This is a genomic window from Devosia sp. YR412 (genome assembly GCF_900110945.1).
In the GTDB taxonomy this organism is placed as follows: domain Bacteria; phylum Pseudomonadota; class Alphaproteobacteria; order Rhizobiales; family Devosiaceae; genus Devosia.
The window spans coordinates 116,299-131,799 of sequence record NZ_FOFL01000002.1; the positions used below are offsets into that span (position 1 = coordinate 116,299).

Sequence of the window (15,501 nt, forward strand, 5' to 3'; positions counted from 1 at the left end):
TTGCGGCGCCCTTAGGACCAATCAGCAAAGAAAAGAGGCACCGCTTACGCGATGCCTCGAAAAATCCCTGCATGGGGAGGATAGACTATTCGTCGCCGGCGTCGTCGTCGCCACCGCTGACCAGCAGCACTTCACCCAGAAGACCCGAGCTTTCGCGCACGCCCTGCTCGATCGTATTGGCAATTGCCGGATTGTCCTTGAGGAACTGGCGGGCGTTTTCACGGCCCTGCCCGAGGCGCTGGCTGTCCCAGGAGAACCAGGCACCGGACTTCTCGATAATGCCGGACTTGACGCCCAGGTCGAGCAATTCGCCGGTCTTGGAGATGCCTTCGCCATACATGATGTCGAATTCGACCTGGCGGAACGGCGGGGCCAGCTTGTTCTTGACGACCTTGACGCGGGTCTGGTTGCCCACGACCTCTTCGCGATCCTTGAGCGCGCCAATGCGGCGGATGTCCAGACGGACCGAGGCGTAGAACTTCAGCGCATTGCCGCCCGTCGTGGTTTCGGGCGAGCCATACATCACGCCGATCTTCATGCGGATCTGGTTGATGAAGATCACCAGGCACTTGGACTTGGAGATCGAGCCGGTCAGCTTGCGCATGGCCTGGCTCATCAGGCGGGCCTGGAGGCCCGGCAGGGCATCGCCCATTTCGCCTTCGAGCTCGGCGCGCGGGGTCAGCGCCGCGACCGAATCGACCACCAGCACGTCGATGGCGCCGGAGCGCACCAGCGTATCGGTGATTTCGAGCGCCTGTTCGCCGGCATCGGGCTGGGAGATCAGTAGGTCATCGACGCTGACGCCGAGCTTGCGGGCATAGATCGGGTCGAGCGCATGCTCGGCATCGACAAAGGCGCAGATACCGCCGGCCTTCTGGGCCTCGGCAATCACATGCAGCGCCAGCGTGGTCTTGCCGGAGGATTCTGGTCCGAAAATCTCGACGATACGGCCCTTTGGCAGGCCGCCAATGCCAAGCGCGATATCGAGGCCGAGCGAGCCGGTCGAGATCGATTCGACCTCGATGGACGAGGCCTCGCCGAGCCGCATGATCGAGCCCTTGCCGAAATTGCGCTCGATCTGGCTGAGCGCCGCGGCAAGTGCCTTTTCCTTATCCATCGATCCACCTTCAACTACACGAAGCGGCGCACTTGCCATTTAGACTCTCCTTATTCCACGCTCGGGGATGCTGCGCAACGCGCCGTTACCGCTGGTGGCCATGCATTGAATGTGCTTCATTTGTTCGCATAATGTTCTCATGTCGTCAAGGGACAAAATGAGAACATCGACAACGCCATATCCGGCACTGCAACACGGCGAATCCGTTAGCAGACTGTTAGCATTGACGCGTTGCGCGCGCTAATTGGGTGGCGCTGCCAATAAGTATGATTTTTGCTCTTGCGCCTTTCGGGCGGGTTAGGCTTTATGCCTGCCAAACGCGCCATGCGCTGCCAGTTGAGGAGCCGCCCAATGAATTTGATCCAGTTTTTCGATGCCAAGGGTGAGCGCGCTGTCGGCGTCGTCGACCAGGGCGTGACCCGCGTGCTGAACGGCGTCGAGAGCGTCTATGCGCTGGCCATGGTTGCGGCCGATGCCGGCAAGGGTTTTGCTGCTCTGGTCGAGGAACTCGGCCTGGGCGACACCGTCGATCGCGACGCCATCATCGCCGAGGGCCGCCTGCTGTCGCCGATCGACCATCCCGATGCTGCCCATCTCTATGTCACCGGCACCGGCCTGACCCACTTGGGCTCGGCCGCGACGCGCGACGCCATGCATACGGCCAACACCGGCCAGACCGAAGTCGGCCTGACCGACACGATGAAGATGTTCCGTATGGGCCTCGAAGGTGGCAAGCCCGCTGCCGGACAGACCGGCGTGCAGCCGGAGTGGTTCTACAAGGGCAATGGCACGTCGGTGATCAGTCCGGGCCAGGCGATCCCCTCCCCGGCTTTTGCGCTCGACGCCGGCGAAGAGCCGGAAATCGCCGGCATCTATATCATCGACCAGAACGGCCAGCCGCGCCGCCTCGGCTTTGCCCTGGCAAATGAATTTTCCGACCACGTCACAGAGCGGGTCAACTATCTCTATCTGGCCCATTCCAAGCTCCGCGCCTGCGCCTTCGGCCCGGAACTGCGCGTCGGCGACCTGCCGGCCCATATCGAGGGCAAGTCGCGCATCTGGCGCGACGGCAAGGTGCTGTGGGAAAAGCCGTTCCTGTCGGGTGAGGACAACATGAGCCACACCATCGCCAACCTCGAATATCACCATTTCAAATATGAGCTGTTCCGCCAGCCGGGCGACGTGCATGTGCATATGTTCGGCACGGCAACGCTGAGCTTTGCCGATGGCATCAAGACGCAGCCCAATGACGTCTTCGAAATCGAGGAAGCCCAGTTCGGCGCCGCCCTCCGCAACCCGGTCAGCACCGAAGCCGAGCAGACCGTCACGGTCGGCAATCTCTATTGAGCTTGAAGCAGCCTAACTAACATGTCAGTTATCCCTCCACCCTGGAGGAGGGATAACATGGCCGCGAGAGCCTTCGAAAAACGCACCATCGGCCAGACCGATCTTGACGTCACGACGCTGGGCCTGGGCGGCGCCTCGCTCGCTGGGATCTTCACCGGCGTTCCGGCCGAGCAGGCCCGGGCCATGGTGGCCCATGCGCTCAATTGCGGCATCAACTATGTCGATACTGCCCCCCAATATGGCCTTGGCCGCTCCGAACATCTCGTCGGCGATGTATTGCGCGAGCGGCGCGACGGCGTGGTGCTGTCAAGCAAGGTCGGGCGCCTGCTGAAGCCGGTCGATGCGGGGCAGCAGGAGAAGGGCAATTGGGTCGATCCCCTGCCCTTCAACCAGCATTATGACTATTCCTATGACGGGGTGATGCGCTCCTTCGAGGACAGCCAGCAACGGCTGGGTCTCAAGCAGATCGACATTCTCTATGTACATGACATCGGCACGGCCACCCATGGGGTGGAAGGCAACAAGCCGCTGTGGGCGCAATTGGCTGGTGGCGGTTACCGGGCCTTGCGGGAATTGCGCGACGCCGGCGTGGTCAAGGCGATCGGGCTGGGCGTCAATGAATGGCAGGTGTTGATGGACGCGTTTGCGCTGGGTGACTGGGACGTTTTCCTTCTCGCCGGGCGCTATACGCTGCTGGAGCAGACGTCGCTGACGCCGTTCATGAGCACGTGTCTGGAACGGGGGGCCTCGGTCGTGGTGGGCGGGCCGTTCAATTCCGGCATTCTGGTTGGCGGCGATAAGTTCAACTATGAGAAGGCTCCTGAGGCGATTGTCACCAAGGTGCGGGCGATCGAGGCGGTGTGTGCTGAGTTCGGCGTGCCCTTGCCGGCGGCGGCATTGCAGTTTCCACTGACGCATCCGGCGGTCTGCAATGTCCTGCCCGGCCCGCGGTCACCGCAGGAACTTGACGGGATTTTGGAGTGGTGGGACGTGAAAATCCCCGCAGAGCTTTGGAGCACCCTCGCGGCCCAGGGCCTTTTGGCACAAGGAACGCCTATCCCGGGCGGGGCGGGGCAACCGGCATGAGCAATCCGCGTCTTTCGGCCTTGGTCTGCGCCGTGGTCGTGCTCTGGCTGGGCTATTCCGTGGTCACGGCGACCGAGGGGACCAGCGTGTTCCTGCTTGTGCTGCAGTGGACATTTTTCCTGGTGGCCACGGCAGGGCTGGCGGTTTCGCTGGCGCGGATCGTCAAGGGCGGCCGGGGCGATTGAGGTGCCCTTGGCGTAGGGCCTTGTTGGATACCCCCACCTAACCTCCCCCTTATAGGGGGAGGAACTGACCCAGTTCATGTCAAGATATTGCCACTCCCACGATGTCATCCCGGCCTTGAGCCGGGATCCATCTCGAGATGGTGGCGCGGCCGCAAGGTGGATCGATCTGGCGGTATGGGGATAGATCTCAGGATGGGACCCGGCTCAAGGCCGGGGTAACATCGCGTTTTGGGCGACATAGCGCCTCATCCCGACTCTTCAGTTCAAGTCCAGCGCGTAAGCCTTGATGATCTCGAGCGGAATAAGCCCGAGCACGGCCTGGTTGGTTGATCGTAGATAGACCCGAGGCGCCTTGCCGGCCTGGTGCGCCTGCAGCCAGCGGGCGGCGACGAGGCACCAGCGGTTGCCGGCGACCAGGCCTGGAAAAGCGAAATGGGGCATCGGCGTGGAGAGGTCGTTGCCGACCGATTTCGAATAGGCGAGGAACTCGTCGCTGGCCTGGATGCAGACCAGATGCACCGCGGCGCTATCCGGCCCCGCTGCACAAAAGCCGGTGCGAAAGAAGCCGGTCAGCGGATCGGTGGAACAAGGCTGCAGCGCTTCGCCGAGCACGTTGAATTCGCTCGCGCCTTCGAAACGCCCCTGCTCGTTCATTGCTCGTCCTTGCCCACCATCTGCAGCACTTCCTTGACCTTGGAATTGATCTGGTCGAGCGAATAGGGCTTGGGCAGGAATTCGACAGACTGGTCGTCTTCGATATCGCGGCGCACGCTTTCCTCGGCATAGCCAGAGACGAAGATGACCTTGAGATTGGGCATGGTCTCGCGGACATGCTTGAGCAGTGTTGGCCCGTCCATTTCCGGCATGGCGACGTCGGAAATCATCAGGTCGATCTTGAAGTCTTCATCTTCCAGCACTTCAAGCGCCTCTTCGCCGCCATCGGCCTCGAACACCTCATAGCCTGTGGCGCGCAGCGCCTGGGCCGAGAAGGCGCGGACGCTTTCCTCGTCGTCGACCAGGAGGATGCGTTCGTGGCCGGTGAGATCGCGAACCGGCGCTGCGGCCAAGGCGACCTTGGCGCCCTGCTCGGCTGCATTGGCGACGTGGCGCGGCAGGAAGATTTTGAAGGTGGTGCCGACGCCGACCACCGAGACCGGGTAGATATAGCCTTCGGTCTGCTTGACGATGCCATAGACGGTCGAGAGGCCCAGACCGGTGCCTTTGCCGAGCTCCTTGGTGGTGAAGAAGGGCTCGAAAATCTTCTCGATCACGTCCTGGCTCATGCCGGTGCCGGTATCCTGCACGTCGATAAGCACATAATCAGCCGGCACCATGCCCTCAAAGGTCAGGCGTTCGGCTTCCGAGCGTTCGACATTGGAGGTGCGGATGGTGATCGAGCCGCCATTGGGCATGGCATCGCGGGCATTGACCACGAGGTTGATGATCACCTGCTCGAGCTGCACCACATCGGCGCGCACCGGCCAGATATTGCGGCCATGTTCGACCGAGAGCGTGTTCTTCTCGCCGATCATGCGCTTGAGCAGCACGGTCAGGTCGTCGACGATCAGCGGCAGCTCCAGCGTCTGCGGGCGCAGGGTCTGCCGGCGGGAGAAGGCCAGCAGCTGGCGGGTCAGGCCGGCGGCGCGATTGGCGTTCTGCTTGATCTGCATCAGTTCGCTGAACGAGGGGTCGCCCGGCTTGTGCTTGAGCAGCAGGAGGTCGGAGAAGCCGATGATGGCAGTGAGCAGGTTGTTGAAATCATGCGCTACGCCGCCGGCCAGCTGGCCCACGGCCTGCATTTTCTGGCTTTGGGCGAACTGGGCTTCCAGCTTGCGCTGATCGGTCATGTCGAGCGCATAGACATTGACCTGCTCCGGCGAGCCGGCGCTGATTTCCGACGATGAGAGATAGAGCCGCACGGCATGGTCGCCTTCGGCGCTGAGCAAGGCATCGACCGGGTCGATTTCCGAGCGCTGGGCGGCGGCATCGGCAATTGCGCGGGCGAACTTGTCGCGGCTGCCTTCGCCAATCAATTCGCTCAGCGGCTGCAGCTCGAGGCTCTTTTCCTCGCCCGACCATTTGAAGATCCGGCCAAACGGAGCATTGGTGCGGATGATCCGCCCTTCCCCGTCCAGCGTCGCAATGGCGAAAGGCGTGTCGTTGAAGAAGCGCGAGAAGCGCACTTCGGCGGCGCGCAGCTCTTCTTCGGTATCGGGGGCGCTGGACTTATCGAGCACCAGGGTCCGCGTTTCGCCCAGCTCGCCATCGGCCAGCCGTGCCGCGCGATGCAGCAGGCGCACCGGGAAGCTGGTGCCATTACGGCGGACCAGATCGATATCGATGGTCTCGGTGCGGATTTCGCCATCGCCACGGCCGCGCATGAGGAGGCTCGCACCATCGCCACGCACCAGGTCGGCGAGGCCGAGATGGCCGGCATTGAACTCGGCCAGGTCATAGCCGAGCCAGTCGGTCAGCGTGGAGTTGAGATACTGGATGCGGCCATGGGCATCGGCCGAGAAGAAACCGGCCGGCGAATGATCGAGATAGTCGATGGCGCGCTGCAGGTCGCGGAAGGCGCTTTCGTTATTGTCCTTGTCGCGGGTGATGTCTTCGACCGACCAGATCACCAGCGGCTTCTGCGCCTCGTCGGACTCCGGCAGCGGCCGCACCGCGACGCGATACCAGAAGGCCTTGCTGGCATCGGCCACCGAACCACCAAGCCCGCCGATGATGCGGATATCTTCCATGGCCGAGCGGCCATCCTTGCCGGCGCGCGACAGGCGGTAGATCGCCTCGCTGGCATCGGACTGGCCGGCAAACAGCCGCGGCACGCCGACCGGCAAGCCCTTGGTCAGGGCGCCGGCAAAACTGCCGTAGTGGGCATTCACATAGGAAATCTTGCCATCGCGATCGGCCACCACGGCGCCGAACGGCAGGCTATCGACCACGGCATTGGAAATGGTGCGGCGCTCTTCGCCATTGGCGAAGCGGAACAGGCCAGCTGCCAGACCAAACAGGCAAAACACCCCGACCACGGCCAGCACGCCAACAAAGGTCATCACCAGATCGGCGGAAATGCGATCGCCAAACAGCATGAAGACCACGGCCAGCGCCACCAGCGTCAGCCCGAGCACGACGACGCGCCACAGCCCGGCCCCGCCGCGCCCAGCGCTCATCAGGGGATCGGGGTAATTGTCCTCGCCGAGCGGCCGTGCTGCCATGGGTCCAGGATGCTCCGTAACCGGTCAATCGGCCCGAATCAGGCCCGTCTCACAGGTCTAGCAAATGGCCGGACGCTAAGGGAGACGTAACCGGCTTATTAACATGGGCCTAAGTCCCCAGTGTTGCAGCGCGGCCTAGCTCGACTTCCACCCTGCCCCGCGCTTGAGGCGCATCACGAAGCCGATGACTTCGGCAACGGCCTTGAAATGCTCGGTTGGAACAATACCGTCGACCTCGACGCTGGCGAACAGCGCACGGGCCAGCGGCGGGTTCTCGACGATGGGCACGTCGTGTTCCTTGGCGAGTTCGCGAATACGAAACGCCACGGCATCGGCGCCCTTGGCCACCACCTGCGGCGCCTTCATGCGCTTGTCGTATTTGAGCGCCACGGCAAAGTGGGTCGGGTTGGTGATGACCACGGTGGCATCGGGCACCGCCGTCATCATGCGCTGGCGCGATTTTTCCTGGCGCAACTGGCGCAGCTTGCCCTTAATGTGGGGATCGCCCTCCATCTGCTTGTATTCGTCGCGGGTTTCCTGAAGCGTCATCATCTGCTTCTTCCACCATTTGTTGCGGACGTAGAAATAGTCAGCTGCCGCAATGGCCGTGACCACCATCAGCACGGCGGTGAAGATCTTCATGCCGATCTCCTGGAAGTCGGCGAGGATAATCAGCGGATCGGCGGTCATCATGGTGTCGAGCCGGTCGCGTTCGGGCCAGACCACGACGCAGACCACGGCGCCGACCACGGAAATCTTCAGCAATCCCTTGCCGAAATTGACCAGGGACTCGCCCGAGAACAGCCGCTTGAAGCCGGCCAGCGGCGAGACTTTCGAGAATTTCGGGGTGATTGGCTCCGCCGAAAACAGCGGCTGGTGCTGGATCAGATTGGCGAGGATGGCGCAGACCGACAGCACCACCAGTGGAATCATGATGGTCCAGACCAGCGTCAACGCCAGGTCCTGAAAGAATGCGCCGAAACCGGCCCCGCTCAGATCGAAGCGGTCGGCATTCATGATCAGGACCTTCAGCGTATCCGACAGATGCGCCGCCGTGCCCGGCGCCATCATGGCAAAGATCGCCGCCGAGCCGAGCAGCATGAACCATGTGACGACCTCCTGGCTCTTGGCGACATCACCCTTCTCGCGCGCGTCCTGCAGCTTTTTTTGCGAGGGGTCTTCTGTTTTGGAGTCGTTCTCGGGGGCTTCGTCTGACATCAGCTAGCCCCTCCACATCGCGAGGTGCGCTTCGAAGGCGTTGAGATACCAGCCCATCATGGCGGTCATCAGCAGCGCGAACAGCACGAGGCCGACGATGATATTGGCCGGCATCAAAACGAAAAACACCTGCATGGCCGGCATCAGCTTGGCCATGATGCCGGCGCCGAGGTTGAAGACCAGGCCGAAGACGATGAAGGGGGCCGACATCTGGATGCCGACGCTAAAGGCTCCGGCCACGGTCTTGATCGCCAGCTGCGCCGCATCGTCGAACATCAGCGGCGCATCGAGCGGGAAGACCATATAGCTGTCATAGGTGGCGGCCAACGCCATGTGATGCAGGTCGGTGGCAAAGATCAGCACCATGCCGAGAAAGCTCAAAAAGCTGCCGAACACCGCGCCTTGCACCCCGACCTGGGTCGGGTCGGCGGCCATGGCGGAGGAAAGGCCGGTCTGGAAGGCGATCACCGCACCGGCCACCTGCGTTGCCATCACGGTGATGCGGGCGATGGCGCCGAGGATCAGGCCGATGGCGATCTCGTGAAAGATCAGCCCGATGATCGCCATCAGCTCGTCGGGCAAAACCGGCAGGCTGGCCGAGAGCAGTGGATAGACCACCAGCGCAAAGGCCAGCGCAAAGCTCAGGCGCATGCGCGCCGGGATCATGTCTTCGCCCAGCGCAGGCATGAGCATCAGGATCGTGCCGATGCGGGCAAACAGCAGCAGGTACCAGAAGGCCGTGTTGGGCAGCCAGTCGAGGCCGACGGTCACCTTCAGCCGCCCACAATAATCATATCCATCACGCGCGTCATGAAGCCGCCCATGGTGGCGCCGAGGAATGGCAGGGTCAGCAGCATGGTGACGAAGATGGCGATGATTTTCGGGACAAACACCAGGGTCTGTTCCTGGATCTGCGTCAGCGCCTGGAACAGTGCGATGATCACGCCGACGACGAGGCCGACGATCATCATCGGCGCCGAGACGATGATCAGCACCCAGATGCCGTCAGTGGCAATGTCGAGAACGTCGGCGCCGGTCATAATGGTCTCGCTGCGCTCGAATCGCGCAGGGTTAAGATAGTCCTAACGCCGCGTCGGGGCGATGCCGTCAGATCGGCATCCGCATGATTTCTTCGTAGGCGGAGATAACCCGATCGCGGACGGTGACCATGCTCTCGATAGCGATTTCGGTCTCGCTGAGGGCGGTCACCATATCCACCACATTGGCCTTGCCATTGACCATGTCGATGGCCATGGCATCCGAGGTCTTGCCGGAATCCACCACGCCCTGCACCTGCTGGGCCAGCATGTCGGCAAAGCTGCCGCCGTTCTGCTGGGTGCCCAGCGCGAGCAGATCGGTATTGGGCTTGGCGGCCTGGTTGATCAGCCGGCTGGCATTGCCATAGGCGGCGGTCGCGGCGTTGAAAGGCGTGGAGATGGCCATTTAAAAATTCCTGTCTTAAGTGTCGCGCTTTCGAACCGGAAAACCGGCAGCCACTTTTCCTGAAAGCGCTCCGGTCAGCCGCGCAGGATGTCGAGCGTGCGCCCGAGCATCTGCCGCGTTACCGTGACGACGTTGAGATTGGCCTCGTAGGTGCGCTGGGCCTCGCGCATGTCCATCGACTCGATGAGCGGATTGACGTTGGGATATTGCACATAGCCCGTCGCATCGGCGGCTGGATGGCCCGGCTCGTAGCGCGAGCTGAAGTCGCTCATGTCATAGGCCAGATTGCCCACTTCGACGATCTTGCCGCCCACTTCGGCATCGAAAGCCGCCTGGAAGGTCGGGATACGGCGGCGATAGGGTTCTTCGCCCGGCGCCTTGCCGGCAGAGTCGGCATTGGCCAGGTTTTCCGCGATGACGCGCATGCGGGCGGTCTGCGCATGCAGGCCGGTCGCGGCAATCTTCATTGACGAGTTGAAGTCCATTGCGCTTTACCCCTAAGCCTGCCGGCCCATGGCCGTTTTGAGGATCTTGATCGATTTCTGGTAGAGGCTGGTCGCGGCCTGGTAGTCCATCATATTGGTCGTGACCTTCATCATCTCGTCTTCCAGCGTCACGCCATTGCCTTCCGGCGTGACCTCGAAATTGGCCATCTGCTGCGCGCCGAAACTGCTGCTCTCGCTGCTGCCGACCGAAAAGTGCATCGGCTGGGTCGCCGTGGTGGTGACGGTGGCCGAGGACATGGCGCTGGCCCGCTTGGCATAATCATATTGCGCCAGGTCCCGTCCGCGGTATCCCGGCGTTTCGGCATTGGCGACGTTCTCGGCCAACAGGCCTTGACGGTTCTGGTGCCAGCGCATCTTGTCGGTCAGCGCCGAAAATACCGGCATGTTCAAAAGGGCCATCGGCCAAGGCCTCCCGCGAGTCTCTGAAATGACAGCGCTAGGCAACTCTTGCCGACCTATGGTTAATCAAGTGTTAACCGCAGCGCGTTACGGCATTGCGCGCCTCGCATTCTGCACATTTATCGGGATGTGATAGGCAATATGTGCCGTCCGGATTCGGACGACAGCTTTGGGAGACGACATGAGTTTCATCACCGGCCTGTTCGGCGGAACCGGTAATTCCGCTTTGACCGCCATCTTCGCCCTGGCGGCGGTCATCGTGGCCATCATCCTGGTGCTGTGGCTGCTCAAGCTGCTGCAGGGCGCCACCAGCCGAGCCACCCGTGGCCGTAACCGGCGCCTCGCCGTGGTAGATAGCCTGGCACTCGATCCCAAGCGCCAGCTTCTCATCATCCGCCGCGACAATGTCGAGCATCTGGTGCTGACCGGCGGGCCGCATGACCTGGTCATCGAGACCGGCATTGCCGTCGAAGCCGCACCCACCACCCAGCCGACGCGCCGCCCGGTGCCCATGGTTGCAGCGCGCAAGCCCGTCGCCCCCGCCCGTGCCGCTGCTCCCGCTGCTCCCGCTGCGGCGCCAACCCCGCCAGTGCAGCCGCCTGCTCCACCGGCCACCGCCATCGAGCAGTTGCGCCAGCTGGGTCAGCCGACCAACAAGAAGGCGCATCTGTCGCTGCGCCACACCGGCCTGCTCCGCCCGGTCAGCGAAATGGATTTGCCGGTTTCCCCTGAAAACGCCAGCGGCCCGGTCTTGCCCGGTGCCGACTCAGCTAAAGAAGACAAGGCGCGGCGTGACATAGAAGGCACCGACCTTGTCCAAGACACTAGCGAGGCTAACCGGAACTGAGGCTGCGCCGTCGCGGCTGCGGCGGATCGCTCCCTTTGCCGGTATCGCCGCACTGGTTTTGCTGGCGCTCACGCCGAGCCTTGCTTTCGGGCAGGATGTCTCGATCGACTTCGGCGACGACACCACCATTACCGAACGTGCCGTCCAGATCATCGGACTGATCACGCTGCTGTCGCTGGCGCCATCCATCCTGGTGATGGTGACCAGCTTCACGCGCATCGTGGTGGTGCTCTCGCTGCTGCGCACAGCCATCGGCCTGCAGACCGCGCCGCCCAATTCGGTGATGGTCTCGCTGGCGCTGTTCCTGACCATTTTCGTCATGCAGCCGACGCTGCAGCAAACCTATGACCAGGGCATCGCGCCCCTGTTGGCCGGCGATATCGAAATTGCCGAGGCCTTCGAGCTGGGGTCTGCACCGCTTCATGAATTCATGCGCGCCAATGTGCGCGAGCAGGATCTCAGCCTGTTCTTCGATCTCACCGAAGCCCCCGTCCCCGACGAGCCGGAAGCCATTCCGCTGCAGCTGCTGATCCCGGCCTTCATGATCTCAGAACTGCGCCGCGCTTTCGAGATAGGCTTCCTGCTGTTCCTGCCCTTCGTGGTCATCGACATGGTCGTGGCCTCGGTGCTGATGAGCATGGGCATGATGATGCTGCCCCCGGTGGTGATTTCACTCCCGTTCAAGCTGATCTTTTTCGTGCTGGTCGATGGCTGGTATCTGGTCGCCGGCTCACTGGTGCGAAGTTTCGTCAGCGGCTAGCCAGGTTGCCGATCGGCTGGCTTGCAGCGAGCGGTGCGAGCGCGCCCTCACCGGCGTAGGTGTCGCGGTAGGAGGCGAGGAAGGCGTTGATGCCGTCGACGCCGGCGACCTGGCTGGCCACGGTCTTGAACTCGATACTGGTGATCTCGGTCTGCCCGGTGACCAGGTCGAACATCGGCCATTCCGGCGTCGTCACCATGGCATCCCCGTATTTGGAGCGCAGGCGTGACAGGCCGAACTGGTCGCCGGCCAGCGCGAAGCCGACGCCGGCCTTGATCAGCCCCAGCCGCACCTGCGGCCCCAATGGTCCGCCGCTGGCCTGGTCCGAATAGAGTGCCTCCAGCAATTCGCTGGCCTGGTCGTAGCGCTTGGCCTTCCAATGCGCGTCGATGCGCAACAGGTCGGCATCCATGCCATCCATATCGCGCAGCAGGTCGAGCGCCAGCTGGTCGCGCCCGCCATCGATCATCGCCCGCGCTTCAAGGATGCGGCGCTGGCGCTGCAAGGCTTCCGGCAGGTCCGGCAATTGCGTGGCATTGAGCACGCGGATGGCGTCCTGCGGCTTGCGATCGGCCAGATAGATGATGGCAAGGTCGGCCGCGATCTGCGTGCGGGCGACACCCTTGAGGCGGTTGTCGAGCTGATATTGCAAGAGCTCTGCCGCCTGCGGCAGCAGATCGACGCGCACCAGGCGGCGAGCCAGGTTGCGGATCATTTCGTCGCCGCGGGTGCCGGACGGGGTAAGCTGGCGGAAGTCGTAGTAAAGGCTGAGCGCATCGACCGGGCCCAGCGAGTCCGCTGCACCATCGAGGAACAGCTCGCCAAACTTGGCCTGGGCCACGTCGCGCAGGGCATTGATCGGCGGGCTTTCGGGATAGGTGCCGACAGCCTGCCGGACGGTTTCGAAGCCGAGACGGTAATTGCCCTCGCGGAAATAGAAGTCCGCCAGCATGGCCTGCATGTCGGCTTCGAGCGGATTGCCGCGCCACAACAGTGCCTCGGCCGACAGGGTCTGCGACGCCTTGGTCAGGTCCAAGGTCCCCTGCTCATCCAGCAGATGCAGCGTGCGATAGATCGCTTCGGCGCGGGTCGGGCGGATATCGGCGGCGATCACCTGTCCATAGGTGTCGATGGCTTCGGGGACGCGACCGCGTCCCTCATCGACCCGGCCGGACAGCAGGTGATAAAGGCTCGCCTCTTCGGGATCGAGGCTGGCGAACTCGATTTCGTCGAGGAAGCGCTCGGCCACCACCATATCGTCGGTCTCGACGGCAGAGCGTGCGGCAGCAAAATAGAACTTGTTGCGGGCCCAGACCGGATAGTTCTCGGCCACGCTATTGGCCGCCACGGCATCGAGCTTGGCACCCTTGAAATCATAGGCATCGGCGCGGGCAATGGTCCGCCACAGCAGCGCGTCGATCTCCTGCCCCATGGAATCGGCATTGAGAATGCCCAACGCCTCGCTGGGGCGCCCGGCAAGCGTGTCGGCAATGGCCCGCGTCATGCGCAGCTTGCGGGTGAGATCCTCGGCCTTGAGCTCGCTTTCGAGCACCGAGAGCACGCCCAGCGCTTCATGGGCAAAGCGGTTGGCCAGGTAATATTGCGCCAGGTCGAGCCGGGCGATATCGCGGGTGCGCCCGTCGCCGCCGGCGGCCTGGGCCTGCAGGTCTTCGAGACGCTGGTTGAGGAGGCCATAGTCCTTTTCTTCCAGCTTCCCAAGATCGATATAGCTGCCGCGCAGGCTCTCGGTGACGCCATTGCCGATATTGCGCGGCGCGTCATGCGCCGAAACCGTCAGGCCCTCGGCAGTCGACAGCACGGCAAGGTCATTTTCGATGGCGACCTTGAGCTCGGGGCTTTCCGGCTTGATCACCAGACCATGCACGCTGCGCAGCGCGGAAAATTCGACATAGTCGAGCGTGCGCATCACGCCGCGGGCTGGCGGATAGGCGGTCACGACCTTGAGCATGTCGCCGACGATCGGATCGCGGAAATCATGAATGCGCGCCGGGCGCTGCACATTGGCCGTCACCTCGAAGGCGCCTTCGAGATCGCGGCGGCGGCTGAGATTGATCGGCTCGGTCGGCGTCAGCATGATATCGCCCAGCGACAGCACCCAGGCCATGCCCTCGGAGCCCAGCGTGGCCAGCCGGTCCTTGGAGAGTTCGACGCGCACCACCTGGGTGTCGCCCGAGGCGACCACGGCAAATTCGCTGGCCAGAGTATCGAGGTCGGCCGAATGGCTGGGCGCGGCAATGCCCGAGATCGTGTCAAAAATCATCCACACAGTGTCGCCACGGCGGAATACGGCGGCCGGCGTATCCTGCTCGAAAGGGAAGACCACGCGCACGGTCGAACCCAGCACGCTGACGAAAGGCGTTATCGTTTCGGCCGCGCCTTCGGGATAAAGCATGCCGACCCTTGGAGCCTCGGAATGTTCCGCATCCTCCGCATGTTCGGCGGCCACGCCATCGGCGAGGCTTGCCGCAGTGAAGCTCGGCAGGCCCTCGCCGGCAATATCGACATCCAGCACGAACTGGCGCGGTGAATTCTCGTAAAAGCGCGGCGTCACGCCCTCGGCCAGCACCAGGGTGACCAGCGAACCATCGGGGGTGACGACATTTTCCACCGAACCGACTTCGGGCGGCAGGTCGGCAGCCAGCGAACGTAGATCGACACCGACCGGCCATTCGAAGGCAATATGGGAGGTCTCGCCCTCCTGCACATATTCGGCCGTGGTCGGCACGCTCCAGTCGAACTGCACACGCATAAAGGTCGGATTGCGCCCGACGCGCAACGTTGCAGCCGGCTTGAGCTCGGCGACATCATCGGCCTTGCGCTTGCGTTCCGCCTCGACGGCGGCAAGGCGGGCGCGTTCCGCCAGCTCATCGATGATTTCCTGCGGCAGAGCCGGCGGCATGCCCTGCCAGTTGGAGGGCATCAGGTCGATGAACAGCTTTTCGCCGGCTTCGATGCGGTTGAAATTGAAGGCGGCTTTGAGGCCAAGCCGCAATCCGCGTCCATCCGGGTCGACGCGGGCGACCGATAGGTAGGGCTCCATGGTGGTGCCGACGTCGGGCAGGATGACCGAAACCTGCTCGTCGAAGGTCAGCGACAGAACGCCGTTTTCGAGGCGCATATTGTATTTGGGAAGGGTGTCGCGGCCGGGAAAGCTCAGGATCAGCCGGCCATAGCCGTTTTCCTGGGTGGCAAACAGCTGCCCCTGTTCCTGTGCGGAGGCCGGCACGGCCAGACCCAGCATCACCAAGGCAATGCCGATCAGGGCGGCCAATCGGGCCTGCCGCACACCTGCCTTGAACGCGGTCTTCACCGGCTTCTGCCCGCCCCGACACACTATTGCGCAGCGGACGA

At 62.9% G+C, this 15,501-nt stretch carries 15 protein-coding genes; 5 read left to right on the forward strand and 10 right to left on the reverse strand.

All coding sequences use genetic code 11. The annotated features are described in order from the left end of the window. Positions 1-85: 85 nt before the first annotated feature. The gene (gene recA, locus BM045_RS06905) at positions 86-1,156 is read right to left on the reverse strand and encodes a recombinase RecA (protein ID WP_092181357.1); all 1,071 of its coding nucleotides are present in this window, start codon (positions 1,154-1,156) and stop codon (positions 86-88) included. 312 nt (positions 1,157-1,468) lie between these two features. On the opposite strand from recA, the gene araD1 reads away from it, so the two are divergent. The 3 genes from araD1 to BM045_RS06920 are packed head-to-tail and all read left to right on the forward strand — an operon-like array spanning position 1,469 to position 3,735. Next, entirely contained in the window at positions 1,469-2,464 is a 996-nt protein-coding gene (gene araD1, locus BM045_RS06910; RefSeq protein ID WP_092181360.1) for an AraD1 family protein, read from the forward strand. Positions 2,465-2,521: 57 nt separating this feature from the next. Beyond that, a complete protein-coding gene (locus tag BM045_RS06915) occupies positions 2,522-3,550 on the forward strand; it encodes an aldo/keto reductase (protein ID WP_092181363.1) in 1,029 nt (342 codons plus the stop codon). After that, complete coding sequence (locus BM045_RS06920) at positions 3,547-3,735, forward strand: hypothetical protein (RefSeq protein WP_092181366.1); 189 nt, start codon at positions 3,547-3,549, stop codon at positions 3,733-3,735. The genes BM045_RS06915 and BM045_RS06920 overlap by 4 nt, the downstream gene beginning before the upstream one ends. Positions 3,736-3,993: 258 nt before the next feature. Here the strand turns inward: BM045_RS06920 and BM045_RS06925 are convergent, their stop codons facing one another. From BM045_RS06925 to flgB, 8 genes are all read right to left on the reverse strand, one after another. Beyond that, the gene (locus BM045_RS06925) at positions 3,994-4,389 is read right to left on the reverse strand and encodes a DUF2237 family protein (RefSeq protein WP_092181369.1); all 396 of its coding nucleotides are present in this window, start codon (positions 4,387-4,389) and stop codon (positions 3,994-3,996) included. Continuing rightward, positions 4,386-6,956, reverse strand: coding sequence for a cell cycle histidine kinase CckA (locus BM045_RS06930; RefSeq protein WP_092181372.1), 2,571 nt, complete (start codon positions 6,954-6,956; stop codon positions 4,386-4,388). The genes BM045_RS06925 and BM045_RS06930 overlap by 4 nt, the downstream gene beginning before the upstream one ends. Positions 6,957-7,091: 135 nt before the next feature. Then, positions 7,092-8,174, reverse strand: coding sequence for a flagellar biosynthesis protein FlhB (gene flhB / locus BM045_RS06935; protein ID WP_092181375.1), 1,083 nt, complete (start codon positions 8,172-8,174; stop codon positions 7,092-7,094). Positions 8,175-8,177: 3 nt separating this feature from the next. Continuing rightward, entirely contained in the window at positions 8,178-8,945 is a 768-nt protein-coding gene (fliR, locus tag BM045_RS06940) for a flagellar biosynthetic protein FliR (protein WP_092181381.1), read from the reverse strand. Between the two features lie 2 nt (positions 8,946-8,947). Continuing rightward, positions 8,948-9,214, reverse strand: a complete 267-nt coding sequence (gene fliQ / locus BM045_RS06945; RefSeq protein WP_092181384.1) for a flagellar biosynthesis protein FliQ — start codon at positions 9,212-9,214, stop codon at positions 8,948-8,950. Between the two features lie 67 nt (positions 9,215-9,281). Continuing rightward, positions 9,282-9,617: a flagellar hook-basal body complex protein FliE gene (fliE, locus tag BM045_RS06950; protein WP_092181387.1), complete on the reverse strand. Its 336-nt coding sequence runs from the start codon at positions 9,615-9,617 to the stop codon at positions 9,282-9,284. A gap of 74 nt (positions 9,618-9,691) precedes the next feature. After that, positions 9,692-10,102 (reverse strand): flagellar basal body rod protein FlgC, encoded by a 411-nt coding sequence (flgC, locus tag BM045_RS06955; RefSeq protein WP_092181390.1) that lies wholly within the window; start codon positions 10,100-10,102, stop codon positions 9,692-9,694. A gap of 12 nt (positions 10,103-10,114) precedes the next feature. Beyond that, the gene (flgB, locus tag BM045_RS06960) at positions 10,115-10,522 is read right to left on the reverse strand and encodes a flagellar basal body rod protein FlgB (RefSeq protein ID WP_092181393.1); all 408 of its coding nucleotides are present in this window, start codon (positions 10,520-10,522) and stop codon (positions 10,115-10,117) included. A 181-nt stretch (positions 10,523-10,703) separates the two neighbouring features. On the opposite strand from flgB, the gene BM045_RS06965 reads away from it, so the two are divergent. Together BM045_RS06965 and fliP are read left to right on the forward strand one after the other, a co-directional pair. Beyond that, positions 10,704-11,369 (forward strand): flagellar biosynthetic protein FliO, encoded by a 666-nt coding sequence (locus BM045_RS06965; protein ID WP_092181396.1) that lies wholly within the window; start codon positions 10,704-10,706, stop codon positions 11,367-11,369. Between the two features lie 43 nt (positions 11,370-11,412). Next, the gene (gene fliP, locus BM045_RS06970) at positions 11,413-12,129 is read left to right on the forward strand and encodes a flagellar type III secretion system pore protein FliP (RefSeq protein WP_244522955.1); all 717 of its coding nucleotides are present in this window, start codon (positions 11,413-11,415) and stop codon (positions 12,127-12,129) included. Here fliP and BM045_RS06975 read toward each other — a convergent pair. Then, a complete protein-coding gene (locus tag BM045_RS06975; RefSeq protein WP_139198736.1) occupies positions 12,119-15,460 on the reverse strand; it encodes a tetratricopeptide repeat protein in 3,342 nt (1,113 codons plus the stop codon). The two genes, fliP and BM045_RS06975, sit on opposite strands and share 11 nt — an antisense overlap. Positions 15,461-15,501: the final 41 nt, after the last annotated feature.

Coding starts and splice junctions, on each gene's coding strand:
- recA (WP_092181357.1), bottom strand. CDS start 1,156: ATGGCAAGTGCGCCGCTTCGTGTAGTTGAAGGTGGATCGATGGATAAG.
- araD1 (WP_092181360.1), top strand. CDS start 1,469: ATGAATTTGATCCAGTTTTTCGATGCCAAGGGTGAGCGCGCTGTCGGC.
- BM045_RS06915 (WP_092181363.1), top strand. CDS start 2,522: ATGGCCGCGAGAGCCTTCGAAAAACGCACCATCGGCCAGACCGATCTT.
- BM045_RS06920 (WP_092181366.1), top strand. CDS start 3,547: ATGAGCAATCCGCGTCTTTCGGCCTTGGTCTGCGCCGTGGTCGTGCTC.
- BM045_RS06925 (WP_092181369.1), bottom strand. CDS start 4,389: ATGAACGAGCAGGGGCGTTTCGAAGGCGCGAGCGAATTCAACGTGCTC.
- BM045_RS06930 (WP_092181372.1), bottom strand. CDS start 6,956: ATGGCAGCACGGCCGCTCGGCGAGGACAATTACCCCGATCCCCTGATG.
- flhB (WP_092181375.1), bottom strand. CDS start 8,174: ATGTCAGACGAAGCCCCCGAGAACGACTCCAAAACAGAAGACCCCTCG.
- fliQ (WP_092181384.1), bottom strand. CDS start 9,214: ATGACCGGCGCCGACGTTCTCGACATTGCCACTGACGGCATCTGGGTG.
- fliE (WP_092181387.1), bottom strand. CDS start 9,617: ATGGCCATCTCCACGCCTTTCAACGCCGCGACCGCCGCCTATGGCAAT.
- flgC (WP_092181390.1), bottom strand. CDS start 10,102: ATGGACTTCAACTCGTCAATGAAGATTGCCGCGACCGGCCTGCATGCG.
- flgB (WP_092181393.1), bottom strand. CDS start 10,522: ATGGCCCTTTTGAACATGCCGGTATTTTCGGCGCTGACCGACAAGATG.
- BM045_RS06965 (WP_092181396.1), top strand. CDS start 10,704: ATGAGTTTCATCACCGGCCTGTTCGGCGGAACCGGTAATTCCGCTTTG.